The 12054-nt window shown below is 47.9% G+C and carries 15 protein-coding genes; 1 reads left to right on the forward strand and 14 read right to left on the reverse strand.

Annotation, left to right across the window (positions count from 1 at the left end; all coding sequences use genetic code 11):
- Positions 1–60: 60 nt before the first annotated feature.
- From ACXAGL_RS17805 to ACXAGL_RS17820, 4 genes are read right to left on the reverse strand one after another with little or no spacing between them, the layout of a single operon-like run.
- Positions 61–1107 carry a C45 family autoproteolytic acyltransferase/hydolase gene (locus tag ACXAGL_RS17805; RefSeq protein ID WP_474991982.1) on the reverse strand — a complete coding sequence of 349 codons (1047 nt, stop codon included), beginning with the start codon at positions 1105–1107 and terminating at the stop codon, positions 61–63.
- Entirely contained in the window at positions 1088–1942 is an 855-nt protein-coding gene (locus ACXAGL_RS17810) for an alpha/beta hydrolase (RefSeq protein WP_474991983.1), read from the reverse strand. Before ACXAGL_RS17810 ends, ACXAGL_RS17805 begins: the two co-directional genes overlap by 20 nt.
- Positions 1935–2816 (reverse strand): gamma-glutamylcyclotransferase, encoded by an 882-nt coding sequence (locus tag ACXAGL_RS17815; protein WP_474991985.1) that lies wholly within the window; start codon positions 2814–2816, stop codon positions 1935–1937. Before ACXAGL_RS17815 ends, ACXAGL_RS17810 begins: the two co-directional genes overlap by 8 nt.
- Before the next feature lie 5 nt (positions 2817–2821).
- A complete protein-coding gene (locus ACXAGL_RS17820) occupies positions 2822–3793 on the reverse strand; it encodes a P1 family peptidase (protein ID WP_474971412.1) in 972 nt (323 codons plus the stop codon).
- A 78-nt stretch (positions 3794–3871) separates the two neighbouring features.
- Here ACXAGL_RS17820 and ACXAGL_RS17825 point away from each other — a divergent pair, with 78 nt between their 5' ends.
- The gene (locus ACXAGL_RS17825) at positions 3872–4147 is read left to right on the forward strand and encodes an acylphosphatase (RefSeq protein ID WP_474991987.1); all 276 of its coding nucleotides are present in this window, start codon (positions 3872–3874) and stop codon (positions 4145–4147) included.
- An 84-nt stretch (positions 4148–4231) separates the two neighbouring features.
- On the opposite strand, the gene ACXAGL_RS17830 is transcribed toward ACXAGL_RS17825, so the two are convergent.
- From ACXAGL_RS17830 to ACXAGL_RS17875, 10 genes are all read right to left on the reverse strand, one after another.
- The gene (locus ACXAGL_RS17830) at positions 4232–4972 is read right to left on the reverse strand and encodes an SDR family oxidoreductase (RefSeq protein ID WP_474991988.1); all 741 of its coding nucleotides are present in this window, start codon (positions 4970–4972) and stop codon (positions 4232–4234) included.
- Between the two features lie 137 nt (positions 4973–5109).
- Positions 5110–5349, reverse strand: coding sequence for an indolepyruvate ferredoxin oxidoreductase subunit alpha (locus ACXAGL_RS17835; RefSeq protein WP_008640010.1), 240 nt, complete (start codon positions 5347–5349; stop codon positions 5110–5112).
- Between the two features lie 166 nt (positions 5350–5515).
- Positions 5516–6064: a histidine phosphatase family protein gene (locus ACXAGL_RS17840; RefSeq protein WP_206932753.1), complete on the reverse strand. Its 549-nt coding sequence runs from the start codon at positions 6062–6064 to the stop codon at positions 5516–5518.
- 77 nt (positions 6065–6141) lie between these two features.
- Complete coding sequence (locus tag ACXAGL_RS17845; RefSeq protein ID WP_474968633.1) at positions 6142–7731, reverse strand: amidohydrolase; 1590 nt, start codon at positions 7729–7731, stop codon at positions 6142–6144.
- Between the two features lie 136 nt (positions 7732–7867).
- Positions 7868–8071: a DUF6501 family protein gene (locus ACXAGL_RS17850; RefSeq protein WP_474968634.1), complete on the reverse strand. Its 204-nt coding sequence runs from the start codon at positions 8069–8071 to the stop codon at positions 7868–7870.
- Between the two features lie 69 nt (positions 8072–8140).
- Positions 8141–8740, reverse strand: coding sequence for an alpha/beta hydrolase (locus ACXAGL_RS17855; protein ID WP_474970392.1), 600 nt, complete (start codon positions 8738–8740; stop codon positions 8141–8143).
- A 108-nt stretch (positions 8741–8848) separates the two neighbouring features.
- Positions 8849–9427 carry a TetR/AcrR family transcriptional regulator gene (locus ACXAGL_RS17860; RefSeq protein WP_474968635.1) on the reverse strand — a complete coding sequence of 193 codons (579 nt, stop codon included), beginning with the start codon at positions 9425–9427 and terminating at the stop codon, positions 8849–8851.
- Between the two features lie 76 nt (positions 9428–9503).
- Positions 9504–10463, reverse strand: coding sequence for a peptide-methionine (R)-S-oxide reductase MsrB (gene msrB, locus ACXAGL_RS17865; RefSeq protein WP_474991990.1), 960 nt, complete (start codon positions 10461–10463; stop codon positions 9504–9506).
- Positions 10464–10551: 88 nt separating this feature from the next.
- On the reverse strand, positions 10552–11145 hold the full coding sequence (vrrA, locus tag ACXAGL_RS17870) for a VrrA/YqfQ family protein (RefSeq protein ID WP_474991992.1): 594 nt from the start codon (positions 11143–11145) through the stop codon (positions 10552–10554).
- Positions 11146–11208: 63 nt separating this feature from the next.
- Positions 11209–11895: a uracil-DNA glycosylase gene (locus tag ACXAGL_RS17875; RefSeq protein ID WP_474971406.1), complete on the reverse strand. Its 687-nt coding sequence runs from the start codon at positions 11893–11895 to the stop codon at positions 11209–11211.
- Between the last annotated feature and the right edge of the window lie 159 nt (positions 11896–12054).

A 12054-nucleotide genomic window follows, 5' to 3' on the forward strand; every position in this document is an offset into this window, starting at 1 on the left:
TTTACGGTTTACGTCTATCCTTATTGTACGCCGCAGACCCCTTCATCTCAATATGGTTTTTCAGGTGATGCCGTCCAGATAGGGAATATCCATAACTGTATCAATCCATCCGAACATTTTTTTAACAGGGGAACGGCGTCCCTTGATCCAGTTGTCGAAGGAAAACGAAACAGCCTGTGCATCACCGCCAAGTCCGAATCGGAGAGAAAGCGTCTCCGGGGAATAACCAGCTGTATGAATCGTACCCGAAGACCGTTCATACTGATCAGAAAAAATCGGACCCGAACGATCGTTCAAAAATTGAAAGGCGTCTTGGGCATCCCACTCCTCCTTCTGTCTGACGATCATTTTGGAAAGCCGCGTTTCTGAATCTGACAAGTGTCTGCGGTTCTCCTGGGGCATGTGGGAGAAATGGTTGGTACAAGCCTGTCCTTCTTTCTTGATCACCCCTCTGGGGGATCCTTCCAAAATAGAAGATCTGCCGGCTTTATCAAAAAGGACATAATTGAATGAATGGCGGTGGGGGAGCTCTTTCAGCAGCTTCTCTGCTTCAACGGTATCCCGGCAGCTCTCCAAAAGAATTCTAGTCAATGTACAGCAGATGAATCCATCTTCCGGGTGAAGACGATTGACGAAGTTGTAGCCAGCACATAATCCATGTTCATTCATGCCATCGGTGCGTCCGATGATCCGCTGACCCGGACCGATGGATGCGGTCCCGTTATCCGGCTGGTAAATCAGGAACCGCCCTTCATAGGTTTTCGGGTTGTAGTCATAGTTGCGGATCATATAGTTGCTGCCAAGCATGATAGAGCATCCGGAACGATCCCATTCCTGCTGCCAGCCGCTGTATTCATGAACGGTTTCTTCAAGGGACCATTGCAGACCTTCCGAAAGCCCCCTCAGCTCTTCCCATAGGATCGGCGCCCAGTGCATAAGCATCGCTTTCACATGTTCTGTATCTGTATGATAATGACGGATGGACCGCGGTCTGCGCTGAAGGTGACCTTCATAAAGGAGGGTCTGTTTCAGTCTTTTTCCCTGCTCATATCCGAAATCATCGGCCCGGCCCTTGAACTGGATGACTTCACTGGACAGTTTTTTCATTGACAGACTCGTCCATTTCTTGAATGATCTTATGAAAGCCAGCGTCATACAAGATGTCGTTATGATCGGCCCCTGTAAGAATATCGACTGGACGTTCCCAGATATCTTCCGCCCACTTCTTCAATTTCTCTGCTTCGATTACCTCATCCTCACTGCCGACAGCAATGGTCACTGGTGCCTGCACACCTTTCAGCAGGCCGGGGGTCACTTTCTCGGGAAATCGGGAAACCAACAACCTGAAGGAAAGGGACAGACGGCCGGTATCGGCGAATTCGTCAGGAATTTCAGCGGCTGGAGCCTTTTCAAACCGGTGGATATTCATTTTATATAAGGTCATTAACACCATGACCTTTTTCGTATAGACGGTGTACTCGACATCATCTCCTTCTCCGGAAGGATCAGTTGCGTCGTTTTTATAAACGGGAACGGCCGGATGAAAAAATGGAGCCGTGAAGATGTAGGCATCTCCGATGGCAGGATTTTTCTTGATCAGGCGCAGCAGGTTGGCACATCCCATGGAATGCCCCATCAGTGTGATCCGCTTGTACCCTTTTTTCCTGATATAGTGAATGAAATCAAACAAATCATCATCATACTGTCCGATATAATCCAGGTCACCGCGCTTATTTTTATGATCATAGCCTCTGAGGACCGGAAGAAAAACGTCCGCATCTCTCCGGCAGGCGGAGGCGAACTTTTTCTGCTCCGTTAATTCTGCCGTGATGCCGTGAATGATGATTACCGCCTCGTCGCTATGGGCGGATTGATGGTAAGACATATAGGAAAGCGTAGAAAAATCACGCGCTGTATACATTTTCCATGTGGCTTCAGTCATAGGAACGGCTCCTTTTCTCCATGTATTCTTGGAAATGCTGCACTTTTAAATCATCGAGGAACCTTTGTTTCAACGCCTCGATGTACTCCGTGGATAAGTAACGCTCTCCGCCGCGGACAATCTCTTCAGCATAGTGGAAGGGCGGAGGTGAGTCTTCTTTCTTAGAGAGCACGGTGAATGTGACAGCCTGCAGGACTGAACCATCATCCGTTTTCACCGGCACGATGGCAGGTCTGTATGCCCCTGCTTCCACCCCTTCCCGTAAAAAAAGGTATTGAAGGGCCTGCTTGTTGATTCGATAAAGGACACCTTCCACTTTTTGCTTCACGCCCTCTCTGATATCCGCTCTTGCTCCATCATTCAAATGGTAAGAAAAGGCTAAACAATAGTCATCCAGCGTTCCTCTTCCTATGACATCCCCAAAGAGATGGTGGACCTTCTGGGTAATGAACCGGGCATCATCCATGCAGGACCCGTAGGCGAAATAAATGTAGGAGTCTTGCTGAAGAAACTGATGAACCTTCCAGTCGTTGTGAGGAATCGATTGCTTCGCCACTCCATTCCAGTAATAGGTTTCTGCCATAACGGAGTCTGTGTCCCAAAAGACTTCTGTTTCTTTCCTATACCAATTCCCATCCCCACTTCCTGGTTGAAAGCCTTCGAAATCATCAAGCAAAGATAATAAAGCGGGCGGAATATGATAGAGTTCTCCATACGTCCATGTATGCTGGTCTTCCAAAAGAAGCGGTTCATATAAGGGCCCGGAATGAAGCGTGCCCCTTACAAAGGCCTGAGCGGATACAAGCTCTGCTTCTCCCAATCGGTGATGATTGTCCTGACCTGAACATAAGGATCCATAAACAAATACGTACACGGGTGTCATCCTTTCTTGTGAAAATCCTTGGCTGCTGGATATTCTTCCGTGGAAGCACTGGACAGCACGGCATTCAGCACCGCTTTTTCCATACACCATGCAGCAGCAGCCGCTAGAGCGTTCGGGTCACAGGGAACCTGATTGTCCGACATACAGAAAATCGTATCCCCGTCCACAAATGTATGGGAAGGGCGGATTGTCCTGGCCAGACCGTCATGAGCCGCATCGGCCACTTTAGATGCCTCTGCTTTCGTCAAAGCCGCATTTGTAAGGATGGTCCCAATGGTCGTATTTCCTTTGAAACGATTGGTATCCGTATCTTCCATTTGACGAAGAAGCTGCTTTTCTGTATGTAAAAATTCATTTCCTTCATAAAGACCCGCGATCACTTTTCCTGTGGCCGGATCGACCACATCGCCAAAACTGTTGACCGCTGCAACAGCTCCGATTTCCACTTGCCCGATTCGGCAGGCCCAGCTTCCGATTCCGCCTTTCATGCTGTGTGTCTTTCCCAGCGCTTTTCCTACCGAAGCCCCGGCGCCCGCTCCGTAATTTCCCATTTGGAACGCAGGTGCCTCATAAGCGGACCGAGCAGCCTCATAGCCGAGTTGGGCGTCCGGACGTTCGACGGCGGGATCGTCGGTCAAGTCAAACAAAATGGCTCCTGGAATAATCGGAACTTTAGCCACCTGCACATCAAAGCCGATTCCTTTTTCTTCGAGAAATTTCATGACACCGGAACCGACATCAAGTCCGAAAGCGCTGCCGCCGGAAAGGAAGAGGCCGTGAATGTGCTGGACAAGGTTTTCCGGCCGCAGCAGGTCGGTCTCCCTCGTCCCCGGCGCACCGCCCCGGACGCTTACACCTCCGACAGCACCTGTTTCATGAAGCACAACGGTACAGCCGGTACGGCCTGATGGATCTTCTTTCTGTCCGATTTTAAACGGGGACAAATCCGTAATCTTCATTTCTTTCATCCTTCTTCCTCCTTATTGAGGTTTGCCTGCAGGGGGACGCAGGGAATTGTTCAGAGAGGAACTGGAGGTGCTGACACAATGGAAAATAATAGAATTCTTGTACATGGACGCGTTCAGGGAGTCGGTTTCCGGGCTTCTGCCAAGCAGATGGCTGAACAACTCGGCGTAACGGGCTGGGTCAAAAATCAGCCGGACGGAACCGTCCTGATCGAAGCTGAAGCTGAAGAGGATCAGTTGAAACGTTTCATTGAAAAAATCAATGAAGGTCCAACTCCTTTCAGCCAGGTTGAATCCCTTGATATAACTAGTCAAGATGAAATTCAGGGTTACAGCAGATTTAAAGTTGTCCATTAAAAGATGACCGCTTCCCGCGGTCATCAATGCTTGTAGAAAAACAGAAGTTTTTCTACAAGCTTTTTTTTAGATGTCTCTTTTTGCTCAGGCCTGATGCAGCGGTCGTACAATGATTTCATTTACATTTACGGATTTCGGCTGTGTCACAGCATACGAAACGGCGCTGGCAATATCTGCAGCTTCAAGGGGCTGCATACTGCGGTCCTTAAACATATCCAGAACTTCTCCGTCAGTGATGTGATCGGTGAGCTCTGTTTCTACCGCCCCGGGAGAAATGTTGGTGACGCGCACACCGGTTTTGGCCAGTTCTTTTTCCATACCCATGGACAGCGCTTTTACTGCGTACTTGGTCGCGCTGTACACCGTGCTGGAAGGAAACACTTCATGGCCCGCCACTGAGGAAACATTGATGATGTGGCCGGAATCCTGTTCAAGCATAACGGGCAGTCCGGCATGAATGCCGTACAGCACACCTTTAATATTCACATCCACCATCTGTTCCCATTCGTCTACATGATCATTTTTCAGGAAGGAAAGCAGCATAACACCGGCATTATTGATGAAAATATCCAAACGGCCGAAGGCATCTTTCGTTTCCTTCACGAGATTTTCGACATCCTCCCGCTTCGTAACGTCCGTTTCGACCACTTTCGCTTCTACTTGATACTGACTTGTAATTTCGTCAGCAAGCTCCTGCAGGCGTTCCGCGCGGCGGGCTGCCAATACGACATGAGCTCCCTGTTCTGCGAGGGAGTGAGCGATCGCTTTACCGATTCCGCTGCTTGCCCCTGTAATAACTGCTGCTTGATTTTGTAACGTTGTCATAAAATAGCCTCCTATGTCCGAATTCTTTATGTATCTACCCGGAATTCAAGATAATTATTCATTGGAATGCTGTGAAGAAATGGGATAATAAAAAACGCCCTCCTTAATCGTAAGGAGGGCGTTTTTTTGTATGTGCCTTATTGTTCTTCGAAGAACTTGCGGTTGATTTCGATGTATGGGGTTTCCTCTTCAGGAACTTCATCCTCGATATAAATAGCTTCTACCGGACACACAGCTTCACATGCGCCGCAATCTATGCAGATGGCAGGATCGATATAGAACATATCTTTTCCTTCCTCGATACAGTCAACCGGGCACACATCCATGCATTCTCCAGCTTTTTCATCTTTACAAGGGGATGTAATAACAAATGCCATTTCGTTTTCTCCTCCTTTAAGTGGAATTAAGTGTGCTTACATTTCTATATTCACCTTGAATAGCTAAGATAAACACCACAATCTATCATAACGATTTTATGTCAAAATCGCAATCCGAGGTCTGACAACAGAAGAAATAAAGAAAGGAAAGATGACAGCCGAGCTGTCAATCTTCCCAAATACGTTCCACAATATATTCTCCGCCCTGTTTCTGGACAAGAAAAACATCCGGGCGTGACAGCCGTTTCCAATCATAAAATCCAATTTCACGGTTATACTTCTGCAGCAGCAGAGCAAGAAGATTCCCGTGCGTTACGAGGAGGACATTTCCACAGTCTTGATTTTCCAGCTCCTCAATGAGCGAGAGAACCCGGTCCTTCGCTTCTACAGAGGACTCACCTCCGGTTAACTTCAAATCAGGATCCTGAAACGTATCGTGAAGGACTTCTTCCCAGTCATCCAATGGTTCGTGACTGAGGACCCTTTCCTCCAGGCGGTCGTCTCTTTCAATTTCCATGTCCTTGGACCGGGCATAGGGTCTGATGGTCTCAACGGCCCTCAAATAGGGACTTGAGATAATACGGTCAATGGTTACACCAGACTGATCCAGCAGGACCGCCAGTTTCTGTGCTTGACGTATTCCAAGCTTAGTTAAGGGTGAGTCTTCATGCTGCCCTTCTGTTTCACTGTGGCGGACGATAATTAGTTTATCCATTTCTACCCATCCTCCCCTTTCCGTCACCTTACTCTTATTATGGATGATGGAACGAGTGTTTACAAGAAAAGTCGTACTTATCTTTTATAGACCCTTTGTCCTCTGTGCCAGGTTTCCAGGACACTCAACTCGTGCAGGTGCTCCGGTTTGATTTCCTCGGGATGCTGATCCAGAAGAACAAAGTCAGCCTGATAACCACCTTTAATGATGCCCTTGTGATCTTCATTGTATTCAAGTTCCGCCGGTGTTTTTGTAAATCCGGTGTAGGCCGCCTGAAGGCTGATCTTTTCCTGCGGCATCCATCCACCTTCAGGGCGCCCGTCCAAGTCGGTCCGGTTCACCGCTGTAAAAATCGTCACAAAAGGATCCAGGGCGCCGATAGGAAGGTCCGAGCTCAACGTAATCGGAATCTGTTCTTTCAGAAGAGTTTCATAAGCGTCAGCGTATGGAACGAGACTTTCCGGCGACCAGTGGTGTTTTTTATCCCATTCATCAAGCAGGAAGGAAGGCTGTGTTTCAATATAAGGGGCAGCCTCTCTCATGCGTTGGATAAGATCAGGAGCGAGCGTCTGGGCATGAATAATCCGGTGGCGGAACCTTTCCGTTTCTGCTTCCGGCTGTTCAAGGGCTGTCAACGCCTGCTCCACCGCCCGGTCTCCAATCGCATGCATAGCTACCTGCATCTTTTGTTCACTCGCATAACGGACCATTTCATTCAATTGATCCTGGGTATAAATCAAAATGCCGTCCGTATCCGGCTGAACGGGGTAAGGGCTGCGCATGGCTGCTGTAAACAACCGTTGTGTCCCGTCAAGGAAGATTTTCACTGATCCTACCCGCACCCGTTCTGTTCCCCCGCCCGTACGGAGGTCATTATGAAGGCAGTAGTTTTTCAAATCATCGATATTGAATATATAATGGTGCAGATGAACATCGATGGGAAGTTCCCCTTCTTGTTCAAGCTGTGTATACGCTTCCCACAAGCGTTGATAAGACCCGATGAAGTTGATGTCATCGGTATGAACCGACGTGATACCACAGCGGCTTAAATAAGGTATTCCGGTTTTCAGCGCCTCTTTCGCATCCGCAGCGGAACGGCCCCAGAAATGGTGTTTAATGTAATGAACAGCAGTATCCTTAAAGCGTCCGTTCCATTCCCCGCTTTCATCTGTTTCCTTGAATTCATCCGGTTCCTGTTTAAACGCTTCCTCCTCTTTCAAACGCTCCAACGCTTTCTGGCTGATTACGCACTCATGTCCATCCTGATGCATGAAGTACATATTGGCATCAACGTGAATCTCGTTCAAATCCTCAGCGGTAAGCAGACCATCCAAATCGTCAAAGTTCCCATCATTGAACCCTTTTCCATAAATCCAGTCATTCTGTTCAATCTTGTCATAGTGGTCCTCGACCATCTGTTTCATTTCCTTCCAGCTTTTCGCTTCGGTCAAGTCCAGCTCCTTTTTCAAAAGACTGTAGCGTAAAAGGTGCATGTGGCTGTCATTGAAAGAGGGGGCCAGGACTTTCCCTTTCCCATCTATGACCTCCCCGCCTTCTAAAGGCTCTTCAGAGATTTTTTCGAACGTTCCGCCATTTATTTTAACCGCATACGTTTGATCATCATAAGGGTGGGAAGGATCGTAAATTCGGACATTATTTATAATCATAAAGAAGGCATCCTTTCTTCTTATAGGCTTATACCCCCCATACCCCCGCCAATCTTGACTGTAAACGTCCAATTCTCACAATATTCGACATTCGTACAGCCAATAAAAAAGCTGAAGGGCATCCCTTCAGCTTGTCTCATACTTCTTTGAAGTAATCTTTGTAGAAACCACCGATTCTGCCGGAGTTGTCTACTACAAAGTAAAATTCTTCGCTTTCATTTTTAACGTCGTACACCTTACCTGGGGTGAGGACGTTGTTGACAACGAATTTAGCGGCGTCATTATGGACGCATTCGATTTGTTTTATCGTTTTATTGTTTTCCCAATCTTTATGAATCACAGCACTACCTCCTTTGTTCCCTGCCTTCTATCATACACGGAACAAGGATGTGACTCAATACAGACACCATTAAAACTGCGCCGCATACCACTCGGCGGCTGCCCGTACTTCCTGTTCAGTCAACTGGTGCCCCATCCGCTCCCAGTGATCCGTGACATGGGCTCCGGAAGCTTGAAGCAGTGATTTTAAATCATGGGTTTCAGAAGCCGGACAGATCGGGTCGTTTTCACCGGCACCAATAAATACGGGAATTCCCGTCTGATCAGGAAGCTCTATCCCCCGTCTTGGCACCATCGGGTGGAACAACACCGCACCAAGCAGACTCTTTTCATAATGAAACAGAAGGCTGCCAGCAATATTCGCCCCATTGGAGTATCCTGCGGCTACAATCTGATCCCGTCGGAAGCCGTAATGAGCGGCAGCTTCATCCAGAAATTCGGATAATTCCTTCGTCCGCTCAACCAAATCCTCTTCATCGAAAACCCCTTCTCTAAGCCGCTTAAAGAAGCGCGGCATTCCGTTTTCAGAAACGTTCCCCCGGACAGACAAGACGGAGGCTTCAGGATCGATCATCCCTGCGAGTGGGAGAAGGTCCTGTTCTGTCCCCCCTGTCCCGTGCAGAAGCAGAAGAACTTTCTCATTCTGCCCTTCTTTGAAGATGTGCTTCATATTCATGTGAATCCCTCCGTTTTTTCTTTATCATCATATTTAAAAACATAATATCTTTAATTCAAGATATTGTCAAAGAAAGAACCGCCTTTTTAAAAAGCGGCGGGTTCATTCGTTTCTTTGGGACAAACCGTGTTCCATCATATGGAACAATTGCTGCGTCATATCCTCTGCTCCGATTTTTTTTCGGTTGGAAAATAAAATCGAATGAAAAATAACGTCGGAGATGAGCGTGGAGGAAACATCTGTCGTCCACAACCCAGCTTCTTTCGCTTCTTCAATCCAGCTGCCCATAAGTTGTTGGGTTTTCATGAGATCCTTATGAACTTCGGTTTTATATAACAGGGCTACCTGCTTATCACTCGTTTGAAGTTCGTGAATCATTTGATCAATGTGATACGTATCGGCGTGCTCCAGAAAAATGTGAAGCAGCTGCTTTAATTTTTCGTTGGGAGGAAGATCCGGCGGCACCGCCTCAATTTTTCGATTCATTTCATCCATCATCGCTCTCATGTACGAGAGAATCAGTTCCTCTTTATTTTTGAAATACTCATAAAGGGTGCTGCGGCTGACTTGAAGCTCTTCAGCCAGTTTTTTGAAATGAACCTCCTGGATACCACCGTTTCGCAGTACTTCCCCGGTTACGGTTAAAATTTCATCTTTGGTTAGGATTCGTTTTCTGCCCAAGGTCCGTTCCTCCTCATCCAATCATTATAGCATTGGATGACAGCTGCTTCTAACCCTGACTCTCTGAACAAGCCATTCAGCGGAAAAGATGCTTCAAATATCCGTATCCTTTTTCGTCCATCTGATCTTTCGGAATGAATTCGAGCGCTGCAGAGTTTATGCAGTAACGAAGTCCTCCCTGGTCTACAGGGCCATCGTCAAAGACGTGTCCGAGATGCGAATCGGCTCCACCGCTCCTGATTTCCGTACGGAACATGCCGTGGGAAGTGTCTACTTCCTCTTTGACCTGCTGTTTCTCAATCGGCTTGGTGAAGCTCGGCCATCCACAACCGGCGTCATATTTATCTTTCGAGCTGAACAGCGGCTCTTTAGAAACAATATCCACATAGATGCCTTCCTCTTCATGATCGAAATATTCATTATCGTAAGGACGTTCCGTCGCATTTTCCTGTGTTACTTTATATTGAATATCACTCAGCCGTTTTTTTAGATCTTCAGGATCCTTTTTATAACTCCAGTTGTCCTGGATAAATCCAGCACGTCCGGATCCTTTTTTGTAACGCTTGTAGTGGAACGCGTTCTTCTTATAATACTCCTGATGCTTGTCCTCCGCTTCATAAAAGACGGCAGCGGGAAGGATTTCTGTAACAATCGGCTGGCTGAATCTCCCTGATTTCTCCAGCTCCTGTCTGCTTTGTTCAGCGACTGCTTTCTGTTCTTCGTTATGGTAATAGATGGCTGTTGTATAGGAATGGCCCCGGTCAGCAAACTGCCCTCCGTCATCTGTCGGGTCTATCTGCTGCCAGAATAGTTCTACGAGCCGTTCGTAGGGGAAGATTTCCGGATCGTATACGATTTGAACAGCTTCTCTATGTCCGGTTGCTTCTGAAACCACCTGCATGTACGTCGGATTTTCCGTATGTCCTCCGGTGTATCCAGAAACAATGGATTCGATCCCAGGTCGTTCATCGAAAGGTTCCACCATGCACCAGAAGCACCCTCCGGCGAATGTTGCTTTTTGTAATGTATTAGTCAATATGAAGCCTCCTCCGGCATTGTGTAATCAATGACCTTTGTTCCTATTCTTGCTAATTCATAAAAAAAAATCAAGCCACACGCACAGCCTAAATAAACAATTTAGGCTGTGATGTTCCTTGACTCTTTTTCTTTTTATGCGATTTGGAGGTATGTTTACTCCTCCCTTTCCCCCTGCTGGAGCTTTCTCTGGACTCCCAGCTGTAGGAGGAGGATGGTGATTCACCCGATTTTCCTGATGACTCATCTGCCTCTTCTTCATCCGGCTCATTCATGATTTTCATCATATTAATCATTGCTGGGATATTTTTGATCATCGGACCGTACTGCTGCATCATCGGCGCGGCAGTCTGGACAGCCTTCAGCGCTGTCTGCATATGCCCAAGCCACCCGGCCCCTCCTGTTTTGGCAGCGGCGCCGGCCGCATTCAACGCATTGGAACCAAGGCCTCCGCTACCGAGAAAGCCCGCTCCGGGTACAGATCCTAATCCGGCATTCCCGAAAAACCCGGGAGCTCCAGCACCAAAACCGCCTTTACCAAGCAGACCCGGCAGACCTCCGAATCCACGGGAACCGGCATTTGCGAGAGGTCCCATAGAACGCATCATCTGTGGACCTGCTGCTTGTTGAAAGCCCGGGAACGCCCCCATGGGAGGGTATGGTGGTTGACCAGTAGGAAACATAACAACCCCTCCGAAACTTTAGAATACTGTAACATATGCCCTGGGTAACCGTATGGTCTGGGCTCAAGCCTCTTCAGGATTGACTGGAAGCGCCCAGTTCACAGGAGATTCCCCATGCATGTTCAGAAACTCATTAGCCTTGGAAAAAGGGCGGCTGCCGAAAAATCCACGATGGGCAGCAAACGGACTGGGGTGGGAAGATTCGAGAACGAGATGGCGCTCCCGGTCTACAAAATCAGCTTTCTTTTGAGCATGTTTTCCCCACAATAGGAACACCACAGGCTGTTCTCTTTCATTGATCTTCTGGATTACAGCGTCGGTGAACTTTTCCCAGCCGATTCCTTTATGGGAATGAGGCTCATGCGCGCGCACCGTCAAGACATCGTTGAGCAACAGGACACCTTCCGCAGCCCATGACTGGAGGCATCCGTGGTTGGGTTTCTTTATGTTCAAATCCTGTTCCATCTCTTTATAAATATTACGAAGAGAAGGTGGAATAGACACGTGGGGACGGACCGAAAAGCTGTATCCATGAGCCTGACCCTCATTGTGATAAGGGTCCTGTCCCAGGATGACGACTTTCGTATCTGAGAGTGCCGTTCCCTTCATAGCGGCTAAAACGTTCTCGCGCTCAGGGAACACGTGCGCCTGTTCATATTCTCTTTCGATTTCCATTTCAAGCTCCCGGAAATATTCTTTCTGCTTTTCCTGCTGCAGCACCGGTTTCCAGTCATTTTCAATCGTAAGCAATCCGCTCTCTCCTCTCTGTCATTGGCAGGGGTGGAGCAACTATTTCCCGGGCAAGCGCATCATTAGACAATAGTCTTAGAGCCGGATCTTCTCCTCGGGACGAATTTTGTTGGACAACGTCACTCCCTGCCCTTTTCCGGCAGGTTTTGCTCCTCAACC

Source organism: Halobacillus sp. ABA4_118, from assembly GCF_056160205.1.